Raw genomic sequence first — 19,719 nt, forward strand, 5'->3', positions numbered from 1 at the left:
TCCCGAGTCCGTCGGCGTCTCAGCTGCCCAGGGCCTGGCGCAGGGCCTTGGTGGCCTTCGCGACGGCGGACTTGGCGGCCTCCGTGTGCGCGAGGCCGTTGAGCATCACGAAGTCGTGGATCATCCGCGGGTAGTGGGTGGCGGTGACGGGGACGCCGGCGGCGCTCAGCTTGGCGGCGTACTGGCGGCCCTCGTCGGACAGCACGTCGCTGTCGGTGATGACCAGCGCCTTGGGCAGGCCGCTCAGCTCGGCGGTGGTGGCGCGCAGCGGTGAGGCGGTGGGCCGGCTGCGGACCGAGGTGTCCGGGGCGTACTGGTCCCAGAACCACTTCATGCCCGCGGCGGTCAGCCAGCACCCGGTGGCGAAGCGCCGGTAGGAATCGGTGGTGAAGTCGGCGTTGGTGACCGGGTAGAACAGCACCTGCTGGGCCAGCTTGGGGCCGCCGCGCTGCTTGGCCATCAGGGTGACGGCGGCGGTCATGTTGCCTCCGACGCTGTCACCGGCCACGGCGAGCCGGGAGCCGTCGACGTTGATGTCGTTGCCGTGCTGGGCGACCCACTGGGTGGCGGCGTAGGCCTGCTCGTTCGCGACGGAGTACTTGGCCTCCGGCGACCGGGTGTAGTCGACGAAGACCACCGCGGCCTTGGCGCCGTCGGCGATCTGCCGTACCAGCCGGTCGTGGGTGGAGAAGTCACCGAGGACCCAGCCACCGCCGTGGAAGTACATGACGGCCGGCAGCCTGCCCCTCATCCCGTGCGGCCGCACGATGTGCAGGGAGACGGAGCCGGTGGGACCGCCGGGGATGGTCCGTGTGGTGATGTCGGCGGGCAGCTTGGACACCGGGTAGGCGGCCTGGAGGTTCAGGAGCGACTGGCGGGCGGCGGCGGGCGTCTGGTTCTGGATCGGCGGGCCGTCCGCCGCGGCGAGCTTGTCGAGAAACGCCTGGGCGCCGGGTTCGAGGGTCATCCGGGGGTCGCCGCAGGGCGCCTTGGGGGTGGCGGCGGCGGCCGGGGTGGCCAGGGCCGGGACGACCGCGAGAGCCGCGGTGGTGAGCAGCGCCGTGAGGCCGGACAGGGGCTTCAGCGGGGACCGGGAGCGTCGGATGGCGCTCATGGGCGTCCTCCTTCCGAGGGTCACTTCGTCAGCGAGCCTTGCTGCGCTCCCCGCCGTTCGGCCTGCCGGGGTGGGCCGATGGGGTGGCGGCGTACGACCGCCCGGGTGACCGGCGGACCGGTGCGGTTTGCGGGCCCGGCCGTCGTCAGGTGAGGGCGGCCGACGCAGTCGGTTGTGCGGGCGCCGCCCGCAGGTGTCACCGTACGAGGGGACGGAAAGGGGACGGCAATGGGAGACCTCCTTCTGGTGCGGCACGGCGAGACGGAGTGGTCCCTGTCCGGCCGGCACACCGGGCGGACCGATGTCCCGCTGACCGAGCGCGGCCGGGAGCAGGCGCGCCGGCTGGCTCCGCTGATCGCACGGCATCATGTGGCCGCCGCGTTCGTCAGCCCGATGCATCGCGCCCGGGAGACGGCACGGCTGGCCGGGATCGGCGGGGCGCGGGTCGACACGGACCTGTCGGAGTGGGACTACGGCGGGTACGAGGGGGTCACGACCGTCGAGATCCACCGGACGCGGCCGGAGTGGTTCCTGTTCACGGACGGTGTCGCGCCCGGGCCGCCCGAGCATCCCGGGGAGAGCCCGGAGGAGGTCGGCGCGCGGGCGGAGCGGATGCTCGCCAAGATCGACGCGGCGCTCGCGGAGTCGGAGGGCAGCGTGGTCGTCGTCTCGCACGGGCACTTCCTGCGGGTGCTGACCGCACTGCGGCTCGGGCTGCCCGCCTCGGCGGGGGCGCTGTTCCAGCTCTCGACGGGGACGGTGAGCCGGTTGAGCACGGAGCACCGCCGCCATGTCGTGGCCGGGTGGAATGTCAGACCCGACGCGTACTGTTCCCACGGGTCCCTCTCCGCGGGGGAGGCGGGGCCGTCCGAGGGGCACTGAGACGCTGAGGGAGGGGCCGTGATCCGACCGCCGACCGCCGCGCAGCGGCGCCTGATCGAGGCCGCCGATCCCGTGACCGGGCGGCTGGAGGGCACACAGGCCCAGCTCGCGGCGCTGGTCAAGCGGGGGCTGGCCTTCCGGCATCCGCGTCCGCCGCACGACCACTTCCTGACCCCGGCGGGGCATCGCATACGGGAGACGCCCGCCGAGGAACCGGCGCCGGGCGCCCCGGCGGCGGCGGACTCCGGCGTGTTCGCGGCGCGGGTCGGCGGCGAGGAGGCCGCGGATGCGGGGCCCGCCCGGCTGCGCGAGGTGCACAGCGCCTGGCAGGGGCTGCTGGAACTGCGCCGGATGACCAACCCGGGCGGCGCCACGGACCGCCCGTGCGGCTGGGAGCGGACGCATCTGGTGCGGGCCGCCGCGCTCGCCCTGGAGGCGGCGGGGCACCGGCCCGCCACCGGCGACCAGGGAAGCGGCTACCGGGTGCGCGCGACCCCGCAGCCGGAGGCGGTCGCGGTGCACGAGCCGGACCTCACGGCGCTGCGCGCCTGCGCGGCCACGCTGGAGCAGGCCGGCTGGCAGGTGAGCGAGCACACCGAGCCGCGCACGCGGGCCCGTTATCTGCTGGCGTCCCCGCGGCGGGTGTGAAGGGCGTGCCAGGATCGGTGGTCCTGAGCGCCGAGTTGAAGAAGGGGAAGCCGTGAGCGAGCCGTTTTCCGTCCGGGTCACCGTCCGGGGCTACGAGACCGACGCCCTGGGGCACCTCAACCAGAGCGTCTACCTGCAGTACGCGGAACACGCCCGCTGGTGCGTGCTCCAGGAAGCCGGGGTGGGCCAGTCCGAGTTGCTGTCCAAGGGTGTCGGCCCCGTGGTCCTGGAGACGACCATCCGCTACCTGCGGGAGCTGCGCGCGGGCGACGAGGTCGAGGTGACGTGCGCCTTCGAGTGGGGCGAGGGCAAGACGTTCCGGGTCGCGCAGACCATACGGAAGACGGACGGCACCGTCTCCGCCGAAATAGCCTCGGTCGGCGGCCTGCTGGACCTCGAGGAGCGCAGGCTGGTGGCCGACCCGCAGGGCTACTTCCGGGCACTGGCGGGCAGGCCGGAGCTGTTCGGCCTGTGAGCGCCTGCGGGCAGGGTTGAGTCGGCGCGCGATTGCCCGCGTCGATACGCCGTTGGCCGCAGCGCGGAAGATCGGCGTCCGGCTGGGACCGGCTCACCCTGCCGAGACCGTCCGGGGCGCGCACGTCCCTGCGCGCCCCGGGGACGGTCGCCGTGGTCCCCGTTCGGGGTCACGGCCACCGGCCGGGAGCCGTCCCTCCCGGCCGGAGTCTTCGACAGGCACTCAGCCCTGTTCGGCGATCCGCGCCAGGCGCCGGGCCTCGTCCCGCGTGGAGCGGGCGATGGCGTCCTCGTCGGCGGTCAGCAGCCTGCCGTGCTCCACGATCTGGCGGCCGTTCACGAAGGAGGCGGTGACCGGTGCCGCCGCGCCGAGGACCAGCGCCGTCACCGGGTCGGCGATCGAGGAGTGGGCGAGCGTGTCCATCCGCCAGAGCACCAGGTCGGCCAGCTTGCCCGGCTCCAGGGAGCCGATCTCCTGTGCGCGGCCCAGCACCTGGGCGCCGCCGTAGGTGCCGAGGCGCAGCGCCTGCCGGGCGTTCAGGGCGGCTTCCCGGTGGGCGCCCAGACGGTTGATGAGGAGTGCGTTGCGCAGTTCGGTGTGGAGTTCGCCGGACTCGTTGGAGGCGGTGCCGTCCACACCGAGGCCCACCGGGACGCCGGCGGCGAGCATGTCGGGTACGCGGGCGATACCGGCGGCCAGGCGGGCGTTGGAGGACGGGCAGTGGGCGACCCCCGTCCTCGTCCGGGCGAAGGCGGCGATGTCGGAGTCGTTCATGTGGACGCAGTGCGCCATCCACACGTCCTCGCCGAGCCAGCCGGTGGACTCGAAGTAGTCGGTCGGGCCCATGCCGAACAACTCGTGGCAGAACTTCTCCTCCTCCACCGTCTCCGAGCCGTGGGTGTGCAGCCGTACGCCCTTCCTGCGCGCCAGCTCCGCTCCCTGCCGCAGGAGTTCGGTCGACACCGAGAAGGGCGAGCAGGGGGCCACGGCCACCTGCGTCATGGCGTCGAAGGAGGGGTCGTGGTGCTCGTCGACGGTCGCCTCCGTGGCGGCCAGCGCGCCCTGAAGCGTCTCGACGGCGAAGTCCGGCGGCAGGCCGCCGTCGGACTCGCCCCGGTCCATCGAGCCTCGGGCGAGGGTGAAGCGGACTCCCATCTCGCGGGCGGCGCGGATGATCGCGCCGGACAGGTCGCCGGAGCCCCTCGGGAAGACGTAGTGGTGGTCCATGGCCGTGGTGACACCGCCGCGGGCCATCATCGCGAGCGACCCCTGGGCCGCCGCGTACACCATCTGCTCGTCGATGCGCGCCCACGTCGGGTACAGCGCGACGAGCCAGTCGAACAGGTTGTGGTCGGTGGCCAGCCCCCGGGTGATCCACTGGTAGAAGTGGTGATGGGTGTTGACCAGGCCCGGGGTGACGAGGTGGCCGGTCGCGTCGATGCGGCGCACGACGTTCTCCAGGCCCTCGGGGGCCGCGCCCGGGCCGACCGCCTCGATGCGGTTGCCGGCAATGACGACGTGTCCGCTCGCGTACTCGGTGTCGTGCGCGTCGACGGTCGCGAGGGCGCAGTTCTCGATGACGGTGCGCTGGGCTGTCATGGTTCGTGGTTCTCGCTTCCGTCACAGGTTGGTGAGGTCCACCGGGATCCGCGCCTCGCACCCGTCCCGCAGGACGGTGGCCTCGATCAGGCCGTAGGGGCGGTCGGCGGCGAAGTACACCTCGTTGTCGTTCTTCAGCCCGAACGGCTCCAGGTCCACCAGGAAGTGGTGCTTGTTCGGGAGCGAGAAGCGGACCTCGTCGATCTCGGCGCGATGCTCGATGATGCGGGCGCCCATCTGGTACAGCGTCTGCTGCAGGGAGAGGGAGTAGGTCTCGGCGAAGGCCTGGAGCAGGTGCTTCTTCGTCTCCTCGTAGGACGTCTCCCAGTCCGGCGCCTCCTGGGCGTCATCGGTCCAGTTGAAGCGCCAGCGGCCGGTGACGGAGGTGGCCAGGATGCGGTCGTGGGCCTCGGGCAGCGTCGTGTACTTGTCCTTGACGTAGCCCCAGAACTCGGAGTCGGTGGAGTTCATCACCGTCAGGTCCTTCAGGCCGGAGACCACCTCCCAGGACGAGCCGTCGTAGGTGATCTGCGTCAGGCGGGTCTCCCGGCCTGTGCGGACGAAGGAGTGCGCGCCCTTCCCTGAGTGCTCGATCCGGTCCCAGGCGTACTCCTCGATGCGGATGCGGGCCCGGTGAATCGGTTCCTGCGAGGTCACGAAGTGGCGGGCGAGGTGGATGCCGAACTGCTCGGCGGAGTCGACGCCGTGCTCCTTGGCGAACGCGTACACCGTGTTCTTGGTGGTGTCGGTCGGCAGCACGTTCGCGTTGGACCCCGAGTAGTGGACCTCGTCCATGTCTCCGCTCAGCGACACCGAGACGTTGAGGTCCTTGATGTGGTGGGTGGCGCCGTCCCGCGTGATCCTGACGACCCGGTTCTCGGCCTTGCCGTACTGGTTCTGTCCCAGCACGGGGCGGGCCGGGCGGGAATTGACTGCTGCCATGTGTGCTAGCTCCCTCGGTAAACGGAGTAGCCGAACGGGGTGAGCAGCAGCGGTACGTGGTAGTGCTCGCCCGGCGCGACGGCGAACGTCACCGTCACTTCCGGGAAGAACGCTCCTCGTGCACCGCTGTCCCGATTCGCGGGGGCGTCCTGCTGCGCATCGGCTTGCTTGCTGTCGGACCTCTCGAAGTACGCCTCGACCGCGAAGTCGAGCCGTACGTGGGTCGTTCCCTCCGGCAGGGCCGGAAGGTCCTTGCACCGGCCGTCCGCATCGGTCGCGGAGCCGCCGAGCGCCTGCCAGTCCGCGTCCCGGCCGGGACGGGCGGAGAGGCGGACGGCGACGCCCGTCGCGGGGCGGCCGATGCTGGTGTCCAGGATGTGCGTGGACACGGAGGCGGTGGTGCGATTGCTCATGCGTGGTCGCCCTCTTCGACGATGCGTGCCAGCCGGATGCGGTTGATCTTGCCCAGTTCGGTGCGGACGATCTCCCGTTCCTGCTCCGGCGCGTTGCCGATCCGCTCCTTGACCGCGTCCCTCATCTGCTCGCCGGTCTTCCCGGTCGCGCAGATCAGGAAGACGTGGCCGAACCTCTCCTGGTACGCCAGGTTCAGCTCGAGCATCTCCGCCTTGAGCTCGTCGGAGGCGCCGGTCATGCCCCGCTGCTCACGTGCCGAGGCGGGATCGCCCGGCTCGGGCCGGCCGATCGGCGGGTGCCCGGCCATGGCCTCCTCGAGATCCGCGGTGGTCAGCTCCGCCATGGCGGCGTCGTTCGCGGAGTAGAGGTCCTCGGCGGTGGCGTAGGGGCGCCCGGCGAGCAGCCGTCCGGCCCAGGCCGTGGACGTGCACACCTCGTGGAGGGCGGCGCGGGCCGCGGGTCCTTCCAGGGCGTTGAAGCGGGCGAGGCCCGGCGGCGTGGGAGTGGACGTCACGGGTGCCTCCGTGGCCTTGGTCCTTGAGCGGCTGCGAACAGCTAACGCCCTCCGCCCCCACACGGTCAACAGTTTGTTGAAAATTCGGGGTCAAAAGCAGGAGTGAGCCGCTCACCGGCCCGCGGGCCGAGCGGCTCACCGGCGCGAGGGCCCGTCAGGACTCCTTCTCGCGGTTGAGGTAGTTGTAGACGGTGAACCGGCTGACGCCGAGCGCGCTCGCGACGGTCTCCACTCCGTGGCGCACGGCGAACGCGCCGCGCGCCTCCAGGGTCCGCACGACCTCCTGCTTGGCCTTGCGGTCCAGTTCGGAGAGGGGTTTGCCGCGCTTGCGCTCCATGGCGGCCAGGATGTGATCCAGCGAGTCGGCGAGCTGCGGCAGGCGTACGGCGACGGCGTCGGCGCCCTCCCAGACGAGCACCACGTCGTCGGGGCCGGCCTGGTCCGGGGGCAGCATCTCACCCCCCATGGCGTCGACCAGCGGTTTCACGGCCGTGATGAACGGCTCGTCCCCGGTGCCGGTCACTTGTCCTCCCCGATCACGTTGACCTGCAGCGAGATCCGGGTGGCTCCGGCCTGGAGGGTCTTGCGCAGCAGTGCGTCGACGGCGGTGAGCACGGCGTCGGCGCGGCCCTCCGCGGTGTTGCCGAACGGGCCGACGTCCACGGCGTCCAGATCGGCGGCCCCGATGACATCGCGGGCCACCAGCGCGTGCGCGGGCGCCTCATCGAGGTCGAAGGGCTCGGTCGTGAACTCCACCCTCAAACGCATACTGCCCCCAACCACCGACTGACCTGCGCCCGACCTGCGCCTTCACCAGGACCGCCCGTTGCGGGGGCACGCCCGGCAGCGACTCTAACGGAAGCGGGGCCGCCGTGGACGGCGGTCGCGGAGGGCGGTCAGGGCAGCGGCTGTTCCAGGGTCTGTTCGGTCCAGATGATCTTGCCGTCGGTGGTGTAGCGGGTTCCCCAGCGCTCGGTGAGCTGCGCGACGAGGAACAGTCCGCGGCCGCCCTCGTCCTCGTTCCGGGCACGCCGCAGCCGGGGAGAGGTGCTGCTGCCGTCGGAGACCTCGCAGATCAGCGCGCGGTCCCGAAGGAGGCGCAGCTGGACGGGGCCGGTGGCGTGCCGGATGGCGTTGGTGACCAGCTCGCTGGCGACCAGCTCGGTGGTGTAGCCGAGTTCGTCCAGGCCCCAGGCGGACATCTGGCCGGTGACCGCCTCACGCGCCCGGGAGACGACCGCCGGATCGCTGGGGAACTCCCACTCGGCGACCCGCTCCGGGCCGAGCGCGTGCGTCCGGGCCACGAGCAGGGCCACGTCGTCGCTCGGCCGGGACGGCAGCAGGGCGTCGAGGACGGCCTCGCAGGTGTCCTCCGGCGCCCGGCCGGGGCAGGCCAGGACGCTGCGGAGCTTGTCCAGGCCGGTGTCGATGTCCCGGACCCGGTCCTCGATCAGACCGTCGGTGTAGAGCACCAGTTGGCTGCCCTCGGCCAGCTCCAGCTCGACCGTCTCGAACGGCGTCCCGCCGAGCCCGAGCGGCGGGCCCGACGGCAGGTCGACGAAGTCCACGCCGCCGTCGGGGCCGACGACCGCGGGGACCGGGTGACCGGCCCGGGTGAGGGTGCACCGCCGGGACACCGGGTCGTAGACGGCGTACAGACAGGTGGCGCCGACGATCCCGGCGTCCGGGTAGGTGGGCTCCACAGCCCAGCCCTCGCCCCGGTCCAGGCGCCCGACCAGGTCGTCGAGGTGGGTGAGGAGGTCGTCGGGCGGCAGGTCCAGGGAGCAGAAGTTGTGCACGGCGGTGCGCAGCCGGCCCATGGTGGCCGCGGCGTGCAGCCCGTGCCCGACGACGTCGCCGACCACCAGGGCCACCCGGGCGCCGGACAGCGGGATGACGTCGAACCAGTCGCCGCCGACCCCGGCCTGCGCGGGCAGATAGCGGTAGGCGACCTCGATGGCGTTCTGCTCGGGCCGGCCCCGGGGCAGCAGACTGCGCTGCAGGGCGAGGGCGGTGTTGTGCTCGCGCGTGTAGCGGCGGGCGTTGTCGATGGAGATCGCCGCGCGGCCGGCCAGTTCCTGAGCGAGGGACAGGTCGTCGTCCTCGAAGGGGGTGGGCTTCTCGGAACGGTAGAAGCTCACCACGCCGAGGATCGTGCCGCGGGCCCGCAGGGGCACGGTGATCAGGGAGTGGATGCCCTCGGTCAGCGCCCGCCCGAACCGCGCCGGATCCTGGGCGATCCAGCCCTGGGCCTCGGACAGGACGGGTTCGAGCACGGACTGCCCGGTCTCCAGGCAGCGGACCTGCGGGGTGGACGGCACGTACTGGACGAGGTCGCCGATGCCGTACACGGGCAGTTCCTCGCGCACGCTGCCGAGCGCGACCCGGCGCAGCGGGGTGTGACCGCCGAGCGACCCCGGCTCCTCTCCGAGCAGCACGGAGTCGGGCAGGTCGACGACCGCCAGGTCGGCGAACCGGGGGACGGTCACCTCCGCCAGCTCCTCCGCGGTGCGGGTGACGTCCAGGGTGGTGCCGATGCGCACGCTGGCGTCGTGCAGCAGCTCCAGGCGCTTGCGGGCCAGGACCGCCAGGCGGCCGACGCCGGGCTCACCGACGAGGAGCAGCCAGCCCTCGGCGCCGGTACCGCTCTCGTCCTCGTCCGCACGGGGCCGCGGGCCCGCCTCGGTGGGGGCGGGCGGCGGCGGAGCGGTTTGCGTCGGTGGTGGGGCGGTCCCCGCGGGCGCCGGGGCGGCGGCGCGCAGGAGGACCGGAGGTGCTGCGCTCGTGTCCCTGGTGGCGACGGACGGAGTGAACGCGGTCGGAGCGGGCGGGGTGAACGCGGCGGAGGTGGACGGGGTGAACGCGCCGGGGGCGGGCTGGGTGAACGCGGTCGGCGCGGGCGGAGTGAACGCGCTGGGGGCGGTGAACGGTGCCGGCTCCGACGGTGCGGCGAGTTCGACGTGGCGCAGGTGCGGGCCGCCGTGGACACGGGCCTCGACGACCACTCCGCTCTCACCGGCCGCTCCCATGACCTGGCGGCGCAGCAACGTGGCTACGCGTCCGCCGGAGAGGGCCACCTCGTCGAGGGTGCGCTGCGGCGAAGCGATCAGCTCCTCGGCCTTCTCCCGCAGCACCGCCAAGTCGATCCGGCTGAGGGTGCCGCCGTCGGGAAACCCGTTCCCCACGCGCTCGGGCTGCCGTGGCCAGCCGACGGAGCCGCCCATGTCGCGGCAGGCACGCCGGTACGCGGCGAGCAGGGCCTGTTCGCGTTCCGTGGCCTGCTCCAGCAGCCGTCCCTCGATGTCGCGGGCGGCCTGTCGCACCAGCCGGAGCATCGCCGGGTCGCCGTCCTCCCGCAGACAGGTGAGGTCGAGCACGGCCTCGATGCGCCCGCTGAGCGGGTCGCGGATCGGTGCACCCGCACAAGCGAAGGGCTGCAGGCAGTCGGCGAAGTGTTCACGGCCGACCACGTAGATCGGGCCACGCCCGGCCAGGGCGGTGCCGACGCCGTTGGTGCCGGCGGCCCGCTCCGAAGCGTCGAACCCCGGGGCGAAGTTCACCGCGTCGAGGCGCTCGCGCAAGTGCCGGTCACCGCCGTGCCGCTGGATCATGCGGGCCCGCGCGTCGCTGAACGCGATCGCCATGCTCACGTTGGCGAGCGACGTGGTGAGGTCCTTCAGGACGGGGTCGGCCGCGCGCAGGAGACGGTCGTCCAGCGCCAGGTCCGCGGCGTAGGGCACCAGGAGGCGATGTGGCTGCACCCCCTGGAACCTGCAACGCTGCCAGGATTCGAGCACCGAACCCCGTACGTCCGTGTCGACTCGCGCGCCGGCAAGAAAACGCTCATGGGCATCGACGAGACCGCCGATGTCGTCCCAGGCGACGGACACCGCGCTCACTTCCCTCACGGAGGGCATGCTCCCAGCCCTTTACCGTAGCCCTATTATGCCGCGAATCACAACATCGAAAAACATGGGACGCAAAGGGCGCACGCAGGAGATATCGGCAGCAGCACGGGCGAGGGACCGCTCGCGGGAGGCCGTGATCACCTCTCCGGGCCTGCCATTGCACCAACCCCCACCGGTGCCACCCGGACTCGAAATCGACGTTGCATATGATGCGCCTCCGAGCGGGAATTCGCAAGAATTCCCGGAAATTCCGCGAATTACGCTGGGAGCGTTTTGTACCATGCGCCGACGGTTACCACAACAGTGAGCTCAAATCCAACGCAAACAGGAGGCCGGGCCGATGACGACCAGAGCCGAGCAGGAACTGCCCGAGCTGTACGGGCAGAACAAGGCGACGCTGGGCCGGCTCCTCGCCCACGGTGGCCTAGGGCGGGCCGAGGAAGGTCCCGACGGCCGTCTGCACGCCGATGTGCGGATTCCGCCCGACGAGCTGATGTGGGAGCCCTCCATCGTCGTCATGCCCCATGCGGGCGAGCTGGAGATCGAACTCTTCAACGACGACACGAACACACACTGCGCGCTCCTGCCGAGCAACGGCGACAGCAAATGGATGTGGCTTCCGGTGTACTCACGGGGGAAGACCGTGCTCAACCTGGACGGCCCCGGTTATTACTGGTTCGGTTCCAACGTCGGCAACGACGAGGGGCGCGGCCTCGTCGGGGTGATCGCCGTGATGGGGGATGTCCCCCAGGAGGCCCGCCTCGACCGCCCGGAACAGCCACGGCCGTAGAAACCGCCGGGGAAAAGGCCGCCCGGTGACCGCCGGGTCGGCAAGGAGGATCCCATGGAGTACATCGACGCGCCGCCTGCCATCAATTTCGCCGCATTGAGCACCATGGTCGGCACTGCGCCTCCGGTGGTGCAGGACGTCACCTATGAACGCATTCTCCAGGCGCGCTCGGAGCCGCAGAACTGGCTGACCTACTACGGTGCCTACGACGGGCAGCGGTTCAGTCCGCTGGACCAGATCAACACCGAGAACGTCCAGCGCCTCACTCCCGCCTGGGTGTTCCAGTTCGGCTCGTCCGGCTTCCACGCGGGCCAGTCGACCTACGCCTTCGAAGCCGCTCCGATCGTCGTGGACGGGGTCATGTACCTCTCCGGCTGGGACGGTTGGGTCTGGGCCGTCGACGCCCGGACCGGGCGGCAACTGTGGCAGTACAAGCACGCGATCCCCTTCGACGTCTCCCTCTGCTGCGGCAACGTCAACCGCGGGGTCGCGGTCGCGCACGGGAAGGTCTTCGCCACCACGCTGAACGCCCATGTGATCGCCCTCGACGCCGTCTCGGGCGAGCTCGTCTGGGACACGACGAACGGTGACGTACGGGCGGCCGAGAGCGCCACGGTCGCTCCCCTCGTCGTGAAGGACAAGATCATCGTGGGCAGCTCGGGCGGGGAGTTCGGAGTCCGGGGTCACCTCGACGCCTACTACATCGAGACCGGGGAGCGCGCCTGGCGCACCTACACGGTGCCCAAGCCCGGCGAGCCGGGGTCGGACACCTGGCCGGAGGGCCCGGCCTGGGCGCGCGGCGGCGGCAACGCCTGGGTCACCGGCACCTACGACCCGGAGCTGAACCTCGTCTACTGGGGGACCGGCAATCCGGCACCCGACTTCGACGGGGCCGCGCGTGAGGGCGACAACCTCTACACGGACAGCATCATCGCCCTGGATCCCGACAACGGCGAGATCCGCTGGCACTACCAGTGCACCCCGCACGACGTGTGGGACTACGACAGCAACATGGAGTGCATCCTCTACGACCTGGACGGGCAGAAGCTGCTGGCCCACTTCGACAAGAACGGATACCTCTTCACGCTGGACCGCAGGAACGGTGAGCGGGTCCGGATCACGCCCTTCGGCGAGCGCATCACCTGGGGCGAGATCGACCGCGACGGCCGGGTGACGCCCAAGGTGGTCCCGGACAAGGAGGGCGAGCCGGTTCACTTCTGGCCGGGTCCCGCCGGGGCCAAGGAGTGGACGCACGCGGCGTACAGCCCGCGCACGGAGATGTTCTACGTGCCGGTGCAGGACGTCGGCTCCGAAGTCACCCTGCGCCACCGGGAGTTCAAGGAGAGCATCCCCTACTGGGGCGCGAGCGTCACGGTGGACGCCGACGACATGCAGGGGTTCGTGAAGGCCATCTCCGCCGCCACGGGCGAGGAGGTGTGGCGGTGGCGCAACGAGACGCCGATGAGCGCGTCGGCGCTGGCGACGGCGGGAGACCTGGTGTTCGTCGGCAGGCCGTCCGGGGAGTTCACGGCGTTCCACGCGCGCACCGGGGAGCCGCTGTGGGAGTTCCAGACGGGAAGCGGCCACCACAGCAGTCCGACGACCTACAGCGTCGACGGAAGGCAGTTCATCGCCGTGCCGGTCGGCTGGGGCAGCTGGATCGAGGGGATCGTGCCCGCGATGCTCGGCGCCTCCCACGGCGACGCGGTGTTCGCCTTCGCACTTCCGCAGTAGCGCAACGGCCTCCGCTGCGCTGCCTGCGACCGAGGACGTCAGGGAACGCGAGACACAGGAGGAGGTGACAGCCATGGACCGGGAGAGCGTCATCGACCAGGCGCGCCTGGACGAGTGGGAGACCCCTGTGTTCGAGGAGATCAGCGTGTCCGCCGAGGTGACCGCCTACATGGGCGTGTGGGAGCCCGACGGCGGATGACGGCGGTGCGACGCGCCGGGCACCGGGAGGACGGTGGATCGACGTGTGGGTGCGCGTGCTGGGTTCGGCGGCCGGGGGCGGTTTCCCCCAGTGGAACTGCACCTGCCCGCCGTGCCGTGCGGTGCGGGACGGCTCGCGGCCGTGCCGTGCGCGCACCCAGTCGTCGATCGCCGTGAGCCCCGACGGGCGGGTCTGGTTCCTGTTCAACGCCTCTCCGGACGTCCGGGCGCAGATCGAGTCGTTCCCCGAGCTGCGCCCGACCGCCGGGCTGGTCGTCGTGCTCACCGATGCCGAACTCGACCACACGCTCGGTCTGCTGTTGCTCCGGGAGGCGGAGGCCATCGAGCTGCACGCCACCAAGGCGGTGCAGGACACGCTGTACGACGGGACCTCGCTGCTGCGGACGCTCCTCGCCTACTGCCCGGTCACCTGGCACCCGGTCGAGCCGGAGACCGACGTACCGCTCACGGAGGGGTTGTCGTACCGGGCGTTCGACGTGCCCACGAGGAAACGGGCACGCTTCGGCTCCGACGACGGGGCCGGACAGGGGCGTGTCGTCGGCTACCGCCTGACCGACGAGCGCAGTGGCCGGGCCCTGGTGTACCTGCCCTGCGTGCAGGAGCTCACCCCGGAGGTGCGCGACCGACTCGCGGACTGCGCCTGTCTGCTGGTCGACGGCACGTGCTGGGACGACGACGAGCTGATCCGGCTCGGCAGGGGGCGCCGGACCGCGCGGGAGATGGGCCACGTGCCCATCTCCGGCCCCGGCGGCAGCCTGCAGCAGCTGTCCCCGCTCCCCGTCGAGCGCACGATCTACACCCATCTGAACAACACCAACCCCGTCCTGCTCGAGGACTCGCCGGAGCGGCGCGCCGTCGAGCGACACGGCATGGAGGTCGCCGTGGACGGGCTGGACCTGTGGATCTGAGGGCCATGGCGACGGCGACGGAAACCGACGAATTCGTGGCGGCGCTGCGCGCGCAGTCCCGCCGCTACCACGACCGGCATCCCTTCCACCGGGCGATGAACGAGGGCGCGCTGACCCGCCGGGAGCTCCAGGCGTGGGCGGCCAACCGCTTCTACTACCAGGAGAACCTGCCCCGCAAGGACGCCGCGATCCTCGCCAACTGCCCTCATCGCGAGGTGCGCCGCCGCTGGATCCTGCGCATCGTCGACCAGGACGGCACCGCGGACGGCGAGGGCGGTATCGAGGCCTGGCTGCGTCTGGGCGAGGCGCTGGGGCTGACGCGGGAGGAGATGGGGGACGGACGGCACGTAGTCCCCGGGGTGCGGTTCGCCGTCGACGCCTACGTCACCTTCGCCCGGACCCGGCCGTGGACCGAGGCGGTGGCGTCCTCGCTGACCGAGTTGTTCGCGCCGGACCTGATGGCCGAACGGCTCACCGCGTTCGAACGCCACTATCCGTGGATCGACCGCGCGGGGCTCGCCTACTTCCGGTCCCGCCTGAGCCAGGCCCCCCGCGACGCCGAGCACGCCCTGCAGGTGGTGACGGCGTACTGCGGAAGCCCGGCGGAGCGGGCGGGCGCCCTGGCCGCCCTGTCCTTCAAGTGCGACGTCCTGTGGAGCATGCTCGATGCCATCGAACGGGCCTGTGCGGACGGTCGGTGACACGGACCGTCCCCGCCTCGCGCCGCACGTCCGGCTGGCCTACGACCCGGCGCGCGGGCGGCATGTGCTGCTCGCGCCGGAGGCGGTCTCCGTCCTGAACCGCACCGGCGCGGCGATCCTGGACCTGTGCGACGGCGAGCGGACGGTCACCCAGATCGTCGCTGAGCTCAGCGGGCGGTACGCCCATGTGGCCGGCGACGAGGTCCGGCTGTTCCTGGCCCGGCTCGCCGCCCGGCGATGCGTGGAGGTCGGCGATGGATAAACCGCTCGGGCTGCTGGCCGAACTCACCTACGCGTGCCCGCTGCACTGCCCGTACTGCTCCAACCCGCTGAACCTCGGCGACTTCGGGGACGAGCTGACGACCGAGGAGTGGCGGCGGGTGATGACCGAGGCCGCCGGTCTCGGGGTGCTGCAGCTGCACCTGTCCGGTGGTGAGCCGCTGGTGCGCCGCGACCTCGTCGAGCTCGTGCGCCACGCCGGTGACCTCGGGCTGTACACCAACCTGATCACCAGTGCGGCCGGCCTGACGCCCCGCCGTGCCGAGCAGCTGCGCGCCGCGGGCCTGGACCATGTGCAGATCAGCATCCAGGCCGACGAGCCGGCGCTGTCCGACCGCATCGCCGGAACGCCGTCCTTCGCCCGCAAGACGGCGGCGGCCCGGCTGGTGAAGGACCTGGGCTGGCCCCTCACCATCAACGTGGTGCTCCATCGGCACAACATCGACCGCGTCGACCGCATCCTCGCCCTCGCCGAGGAACTGGCCGCCGATCGCGTCGAGCTGGCCAACACCCAGTACTACGGCTGGGCCTGGCGCAACAAGGAGGCGCTGCTGCCCAGCACGGCCCAGCTGGCGCGCGCCGAGCCGGTGGTGCGGGCGGCACGGATACGCCTCAGGGACCGGATGGAGATCATCTACGTCCTCCCCGACTACCACGGGCAGTACCCGAAGCCCTGCATGGGCGGCTGGGGCCGGCGGCAGCTCACCGTGGTCCCGAACGGGGATGTGCTGCCCTGCCCGCCCGCGCACGCGCTGCCGCTGCCCCGCGCCAGTGTGCGCGAGCACTCCCTGGCATGGATCTGGGAGAGCTCACCGCTGTTCCAGCGCTTCCGCGGCACGGACTGGATGCCGGAGCCCTGCCGGAGCTGCCCGCGCCGCGAGGTCGACTTCGGCGGGTGCCGCTGCCAGGCGTTCCTGCTCACCGGCGACGCCGCCCGCACCGACCCGGTGTGCCGGCTGTCCCCCGACCACGGGATCGTGGCCGCGGCGGTGCGGGCCGCCGACGAGAGGGCCGGGCGGCGGGAGCACGTCCTTGCGCCCCGGCCGCATCCGGGCCGTCCGGTGTGAGTCCGCCGTGGCCTCGATCCTGCTGTTCGTCGCCGGGGCGGCCCTGCTGGTGTTCAGCGCCGAGCAGCTGATCCGACGGCTCGTCGGGATCGCGAGCGGCTTCCACATCTCCCTGTTCCTGGTGTCCGTCGTCTTCACGGGCATCGAGTTCGACGACATCGTGCTCGGCGTCGCGCTCAACGTCGAGGACCTCGGCGGGGTGGCACTGGGCGTGGTGATCGGGACCGCGCTGTCCATGACGGGAGTGGTGCTGGCCCTCGCCGCGATCCTCACGCCCACCCGCGTCACCATTCCGCGCGACTACGTCCTGATCTTCGCCTGCGCGCCCCTCGTGATGGCCGTGTGCGCGCTGACCGCGCCGCTCACCGCCCTGGACGGCGTCGCGCTCCTCGGGCTGTTCGCGCTGTTCCTCGTCTATGTGGCGGTACGGGAGTCGCGGGACGACACACCGGTGTTCCGGGACGCGGAGCTGTACGAGGCGTACTCCCTCGCCCGGGGCTCCGGGGACGCCGTACCGGTCCGCCGGGAGGCGGACGCCTGCGCGATCACGGCGGAACGGACCCGCGCGGAAGCACCGCCGGGTGGCGGGCTGCTCGCCCAGGTGCGCGAACGGTCCGGCTGGACGGGGCTCGGCCTCGCCGTGCTCGCCCTGGCCGGCCTCGTCACCGGCTCCGCCATCACCGGCATCGGCACCAAGGGCATCCTGCAGACGTACGGGCTTCAGGGAACCGTCTTCGGCGCGACCATCGTGACGGTGGTGCTGACGGTCGAGGACATCTTCCTGACCGTGGAACCGGCCCGGAAGGGGGCACCGGAGATCGGGGTCGGCAACGTCATCGGCAGCGTCGTCTTCTCGGTCACGGGCAAGCTCGGCATCGTGCTGCTGGCGGGCAGCGTGGTCATCGACCGGAGCGTCCTGACCTGGCATCTGCCCGCGCTGCTCGTGGTGAACGGGCTCGGGGCGTATGTCATCTCCACCGGGCGGCTCAGGCGCCGGCACGGTTTCGCGCTGCTCGCGCTGTACGTCGTGTACTGGGTCGTGAGTTTCACCGGGTTCGGAGTGGTTCCTGCCGATACGTCCTGACGGTGCCGGGTGCGGGCCCCGCCTCCCGCGACGGACGCGCCTCCCTGCCGCGTAGAGCAGAGGAAGGGATCCGTACAGGGAGGGGAGTGCTCCGTGGCAGGGCGAGTGTTCAGGCATGCGTTCGGGGGTGCGTTCAGGGGAGTCAGGGGGACGGCGGTCGCGGCGGCGGCCATGGCGGCGCTCACCGCTTCGCAGGCACCGGGCGCGGTGGCGGCACGGGCCTTTGAACCCGCGCGGCCGGACGCCCCCGCCGAGCACGGGCCTAGCGTGTCCGGCGACACCCCGTACCGCACCCAGCTGCCACCGCTGCGCACGGGGCAGCCGGACCAGGGCGGGCGGTCGCAGGACGGGCGGTCGGCGGCGGGCGGCGCGGGGGCGTTGCCCGCGACGGTGTTCGCCGCCTACCGGCACGCCGAGGCGGAGCTGGCGCGCACCGCGCCCGGATGCCATCTGCGCTGGCAGTTGCTGGCCGCGATCGGCCAGGTGGAGTCCGGGCAGGCGTGGGGCGGCCGGGTGAGGGCGGACGGCACGACGGTGACACCGATCCTCGGACCGCGGCTGACCGGGGGTCCCTACGCCGTCGTACGGGACACCGACGGGGGTGCCTACGACGGGGACCCGGTGTACGACCGCGCGGTCGGGCCGATGCAGTTCATCCCCTCCACCTGGGCCCGCTGGGGCGCGGACGGCAACGGTGACGGACGGGACGACCCGGACAACGTCTTCGACGCGGCGCTCGCGGCCGGTCGCTACCTGTGCGCGGGCGGCCGGGACCTGTCGGACCCCGCGCAACTGGACCGGGCCGTCCTCGGCTACAACTACTCGCAGGAGTATCTGCGGACGGTCAGAGCGTGGTACTCGTACTTCCTCCAAGGGCACCGCGTGGTGCCGGACCTGCCCGGCGGCGCCGCGGCGTCGCAAGGGCCGAAGCCGTCCCGGCAGGGCAGCACGGCGCACCCCTCGCCGAAGCCGTCCGGCCACCGCCCGGGCGCGGCACCGTCCCCGGCACCGTCGGCCACGGCCTCCGAGCCCTCCCCCACCCCGTCCCCGTCCCGTACGGCCGGGGTGCCGCAGCAGACGGACGCGCCGCCGTCGCTGCCCGTGCCCACCCCGAGCATCGGGCTGCCCGGCACCGGGGTGCTGCCCAGCGGGGGCCCGCTGACCAGCAACGGTGCGGACACGATGGGCTCCGCCCCCTCCCCAACCGCGGATACTGGGCGGTAATGTCGCCACCCGCCGGGTGCACAGGACCGGCGGGTGAGCGCAAAGGGGCCCTCATGGCGACGGACATGCCTGCTGAGACAGGGGAGGCCAGGGACGCGGAGGCACAGGCGGCCCACGACGACCGCTGGAAGCGCATGTGGAGCCACCGGGAGCACCTGCTCAAGGTGGCCCGGCGCCGGTCGATGAGCCTGGAGGACGCCGAGGACGCGGTGCACGAGGCGATGCTGCGTGCGGCGGAGCGCCCGGACCTCGACGACGAGCGCCTCGGCGCCTGGCTGACCACGGTGACCATGCGGCTGTGCGTGGACCGGTACCGGCAGGTCAACCGGGAGGCCGAGGTGCGCACCAGTCCCACGCTCCTCACGCCGGGCCCGGTGCCCGTCGACGAGGCGGTGTGCGACCGGGCCGAGGCCCGGTGGCTCGCCGTGCGCAGCGGGGAGTTGCCGGCGCGCCAGGCGGAGGCTCTGCGGCTGAAGTCCGAGGACCTGGACGTGGGTCAGGTGGCCGTGCGGATGGGCCTGAGCTACCGGACCGTCGAGTCGCTGCTGGCCCGGGCCCGGCGGACGCTGCGCGCCTCGCTGGCCGGGACGCTCGGCGCCGTGCTGTTCCTGCTCGGGCGTGGACGGCCGCGCGGGGCCGGCAGGGCGCAGGCGGTGGCGGTCACCTCGACGGCGGCGACGCTGGTGGTGGCCGGGTTCGTCCTGCCGCAGACGCTGGGCGGAGGCGGGGGCGCCACTGAGGCGCCGGTCCCCCGCCCGGCGGTGACGCACAGCGCCCAGGCGCTCCGCACGGACAGCACCGACAACACGGAGCGGGTGCGTACGCCGCGAACGCGCACCGCCTCGCACGGGACGCGGACGCCGGCCGGCCGGGAGACGGCCCGCACACCGGGCACCGGCTCACCGCTGCCCCTGTCCGTGCCGTCCCTGCCGGAGGTGTCGTCGGCCCCGCTCCCGACTTTGTCGGCGCCCGGCGTGCCCGCGGTGCCGAAGCTGCCGGTCCCGTCCGCCGCCCCCTCGCTTCCGTCGGTGCCGTCGGTGCCGACGGTGCCGACGGGCATTCCCTCCCTGCCGTCCGCCTCGCTGCCCGTGCCCGGCACCCCTTCCGTGAAGCTGCCGTAGGACCGTCGGCAACGCCGCCGCAGGCCCTGCCGACGCGTCCGGAAAAATTTCCGCTTCCTCGCGACGGACCCCCCGCCCCTCCCCGTAGAGCAGATG

Annotated in this window: 21 protein-coding genes; 13 read left to right on the forward strand and 8 right to left on the reverse strand. The window is 72.2% G+C overall.

Annotated features, from left to right (window positions below; translation table 11 throughout):
* Positions 1-19: 19 nt before the first annotated feature.
* Complete coding sequence (locus ACIRC0_RS05470; protein ID WP_403611519.1) at positions 20-1,114, reverse strand: alpha/beta hydrolase; 1,095 nt, start codon at positions 1,112-1,114, stop codon at positions 20-22.
* Between the two features lie 228 nt (positions 1,115-1,342).
* On the opposite strand from ACIRC0_RS05470, the gene ACIRC0_RS05475 reads away from it, so the two are divergent.
* From ACIRC0_RS05475 to ACIRC0_RS05485, 3 genes are read left to right on the forward strand one after another with little or no spacing between them, the layout of a single operon-like run.
* Positions 1,343-1,996, forward strand: a complete 654-nt coding sequence (locus tag ACIRC0_RS05475; RefSeq protein WP_403611522.1) for a histidine phosphatase family protein — start codon at positions 1,343-1,345, stop codon at positions 1,994-1,996.
* Between the two features lie 18 nt (positions 1,997-2,014).
* Positions 2,015-2,644: a hypothetical protein gene (locus ACIRC0_RS05480; RefSeq protein ID WP_403611524.1), complete on the forward strand. Its 630-nt coding sequence runs from the start codon at positions 2,015-2,017 to the stop codon at positions 2,642-2,644.
* Between the two features lie 52 nt (positions 2,645-2,696).
* Entirely contained in the window at positions 2,697-3,119 is a 423-nt protein-coding gene (locus tag ACIRC0_RS05485) for an acyl-CoA thioesterase (RefSeq protein ID WP_403611527.1), read from the forward strand.
* Positions 3,120-3,341: 222 nt separating this feature from the next.
* On the opposite strand, the gene ACIRC0_RS05490 is transcribed toward ACIRC0_RS05485, so the two are convergent.
* The 7 genes from ACIRC0_RS05490 to ACIRC0_RS05520 form a co-directional block, all read right to left on the reverse strand.
* On the reverse strand, positions 3,342-4,718 hold the full coding sequence (locus ACIRC0_RS05490; RefSeq protein WP_403611530.1) for an 8-oxoguanine deaminase: 1,377 nt from the start codon (positions 4,716-4,718) through the stop codon (positions 3,342-3,344).
* Between the two features lie 21 nt (positions 4,719-4,739).
* Positions 4,740-5,660, reverse strand: a complete 921-nt coding sequence (pucL, locus tag ACIRC0_RS05495; protein ID WP_403611533.1) for a factor-independent urate hydroxylase — start codon at positions 5,658-5,660, stop codon at positions 4,740-4,742.
* Positions 5,661-5,665: 5 nt separating this feature from the next.
* Positions 5,666-6,073, reverse strand: a complete 408-nt coding sequence (uraH, locus tag ACIRC0_RS05500; protein WP_403611536.1) for a hydroxyisourate hydrolase — start codon at positions 6,071-6,073, stop codon at positions 5,666-5,668.
* Entirely contained in the window at positions 6,070-6,588 is a 519-nt protein-coding gene (gene uraD, locus ACIRC0_RS05505; protein WP_403611539.1) for a 2-oxo-4-hydroxy-4-carboxy-5-ureidoimidazoline decarboxylase, read from the reverse strand. The genes uraH and uraD overlap by 4 nt, the downstream gene beginning before the upstream one ends.
* A 154-nt stretch (positions 6,589-6,742) precedes the next feature.
* Positions 6,743-7,111 (reverse strand): helix-turn-helix domain-containing protein, encoded by a 369-nt coding sequence (locus ACIRC0_RS05510; protein WP_403611542.1) that lies wholly within the window; start codon positions 7,109-7,111, stop codon positions 6,743-6,745.
* Positions 7,108-7,356, reverse strand: coding sequence for a hypothetical protein (locus tag ACIRC0_RS05515; RefSeq protein WP_200418136.1), 249 nt, complete (start codon positions 7,354-7,356; stop codon positions 7,108-7,110). The genes ACIRC0_RS05510 and ACIRC0_RS05515 overlap by 4 nt, the downstream gene beginning before the upstream one ends.
* Positions 7,357-7,484: 128 nt before the next feature.
* Positions 7,485-10,505, reverse strand: coding sequence for a SpoIIE family protein phosphatase (locus ACIRC0_RS05520; protein WP_403611546.1), 3,021 nt, complete (start codon positions 10,503-10,505; stop codon positions 7,485-7,487).
* A gap of 331 nt (positions 10,506-10,836) precedes the next feature.
* Between ACIRC0_RS05520 and ACIRC0_RS05525 the strand changes: the two genes are divergently transcribed.
* The 10 genes from ACIRC0_RS05525 (at position 10,837) to ACIRC0_RS05570 (ending at position 19,623) form a co-directional block, all read left to right on the forward strand.
* Complete coding sequence (locus ACIRC0_RS05525; protein ID WP_403611549.1) at positions 10,837-11,286, forward strand: MSMEG_3727 family PQQ-associated protein; 450 nt, start codon at positions 10,837-10,839, stop codon at positions 11,284-11,286.
* A 54-nt stretch (positions 11,287-11,340) separates the two neighbouring features.
* Entirely contained in the window at positions 11,341-13,020 is a 1,680-nt protein-coding gene (locus ACIRC0_RS05530; RefSeq protein WP_403611551.1) for a PQQ-dependent dehydrogenase, methanol/ethanol family, read from the forward strand.
* A gap of 73 nt (positions 13,021-13,093) precedes the next feature.
* Positions 13,094-13,219: a pyrroloquinoline quinone precursor peptide PqqA gene (gene pqqA, locus ACIRC0_RS05535; protein ID WP_403611554.1), complete on the forward strand. Its 126-nt coding sequence runs from the start codon at positions 13,094-13,096 to the stop codon at positions 13,217-13,219.
* 43 nt (positions 13,220-13,262) lie between these two features.
* Positions 13,263-14,147: a pyrroloquinoline quinone biosynthesis protein PqqB gene (pqqB, locus tag ACIRC0_RS05540; protein ID WP_403611556.1), complete on the forward strand. Its 885-nt coding sequence runs from the start codon at positions 13,263-13,265 to the stop codon at positions 14,145-14,147.
* A gap of 5 nt (positions 14,148-14,152) precedes the next feature.
* A complete protein-coding gene (gene pqqC / locus ACIRC0_RS05545; protein WP_403611558.1) occupies positions 14,153-14,848 on the forward strand; it encodes a pyrroloquinoline-quinone synthase PqqC in 696 nt (231 codons plus the stop codon).
* Entirely contained in the window at positions 14,814-15,110 is a 297-nt protein-coding gene (gene pqqD, locus ACIRC0_RS05550; RefSeq protein ID WP_403611562.1) for a pyrroloquinoline quinone biosynthesis peptide chaperone PqqD, read from the forward strand. Before pqqC ends, pqqD begins: the two co-directional genes overlap by 35 nt.
* Positions 15,103-16,194 carry a pyrroloquinoline quinone biosynthesis protein PqqE gene (gene pqqE / locus ACIRC0_RS05555; protein ID WP_403611565.1) on the forward strand — a complete coding sequence of 364 codons (1,092 nt, stop codon included), beginning with the start codon at positions 15,103-15,105 and terminating at the stop codon, positions 16,192-16,194. Before pqqD ends, pqqE begins: the two co-directional genes overlap by 8 nt.
* A 7-nt stretch (positions 16,195-16,201) precedes the next feature.
* Entirely contained in the window at positions 16,202-17,278 is a 1,077-nt protein-coding gene (locus ACIRC0_RS05560; protein ID WP_403611568.1) for a sodium:calcium antiporter, read from the forward strand.
* 171 nt (positions 17,279-17,449) lie between these two features.
* Complete coding sequence (locus ACIRC0_RS05565; RefSeq protein WP_403612730.1) at positions 17,450-18,502, forward strand: lytic transglycosylase domain-containing protein; 1,053 nt, start codon at positions 17,450-17,452, stop codon at positions 18,500-18,502.
* A 65-nt stretch (positions 18,503-18,567) separates the two neighbouring features.
* Entirely contained in the window at positions 18,568-19,623 is a 1,056-nt protein-coding gene (locus ACIRC0_RS05570) for a sigma-70 family RNA polymerase sigma factor (RefSeq protein WP_403611570.1), read from the forward strand.
* The last annotated feature ends 96 nt before the right edge of the window (positions 19,624-19,719 follow it).

Origin of the sequence: Streptomyces sp. NPDC093984 (genome assembly GCF_044764595.1) — a bacterium.
GTDB classification, from domain to species: domain Bacteria; phylum Actinomycetota; class Actinomycetes; order Streptomycetales; family Streptomycetaceae; genus Streptomyces; species Streptomyces cynarae.

Bases quoted from the DNA above. Each gene is read 5' to 3' on its own strand.
- ACIRC0_RS05470 (WP_403611519.1), bottom strand. From the start codon at position 1,114: ATGAGCGCCATCCGACGCTCCCGGTCCCCGCTGAAGCCCCTGTCCGGC.
- ACIRC0_RS05475 (WP_403611522.1), top strand. From the start codon at position 1,343: ATGGGAGACCTCCTTCTGGTGCGGCACGGCGAGACGGAGTGGTCCCTG.
- ACIRC0_RS05490 (WP_403611530.1), bottom strand. From the start codon at position 4,718: ATGACAGCCCAGCGCACCGTCATCGAGAACTGCGCCCTCGCGACCGTC.
- pucL (WP_403611533.1), bottom strand. From the start codon at position 5,660: ATGGCAGCAGTCAATTCCCGCCCGGCCCGCCCCGTGCTGGGACAGAAC.
- uraH (WP_403611536.1), bottom strand. From the start codon at position 6,073: ATGAGCAATCGCACCACCGCCTCCGTGTCCACGCACATCCTGGACACC.
- ACIRC0_RS05515 (WP_200418136.1), bottom strand. From the start codon at position 7,356: ATGCGTTTGAGGGTGGAGTTCACGACCGAGCCCTTCGACCTCGATGAG.
- ACIRC0_RS05520 (WP_403611546.1), bottom strand. From the start codon at position 10,505: ATGCCCTCCGTGAGGGAAGTGAGCGCGGTGTCCGTCGCCTGGGACGAC.
- ACIRC0_RS05525 (WP_403611549.1), top strand. From the start codon at position 10,837: ATGACGACCAGAGCCGAGCAGGAACTGCCCGAGCTGTACGGGCAGAAC.
- ACIRC0_RS05530 (WP_403611551.1), top strand. From the start codon at position 11,341: ATGGAGTACATCGACGCGCCGCCTGCCATCAATTTCGCCGCATTGAGC.
- pqqA (WP_403611554.1), top strand. From the start codon at position 13,094: ATGGACCGGGAGAGCGTCATCGACCAGGCGCGCCTGGACGAGTGGGAG.
- pqqC (WP_403611558.1), top strand. From the start codon at position 14,153: ATGGCGACGGCGACGGAAACCGACGAATTCGTGGCGGCGCTGCGCGCG.
- pqqD (WP_403611562.1), top strand. From the start codon at position 14,814: ATGCCATCGAACGGGCCTGTGCGGACGGTCGGTGACACGGACCGTCCC.
- pqqE (WP_403611565.1), top strand. From the start codon at position 15,103: ATGGATAAACCGCTCGGGCTGCTGGCCGAACTCACCTACGCGTGCCCG.
- ACIRC0_RS05565 (WP_403612730.1), top strand. From the start codon at position 17,450: ATGGCGGCGCTCACCGCTTCGCAGGCACCGGGCGCGGTGGCGGCACGG.
- ACIRC0_RS05570 (WP_403611570.1), top strand. From the start codon at position 18,568: ATGCCTGCTGAGACAGGGGAGGCCAGGGACGCGGAGGCACAGGCGGCC.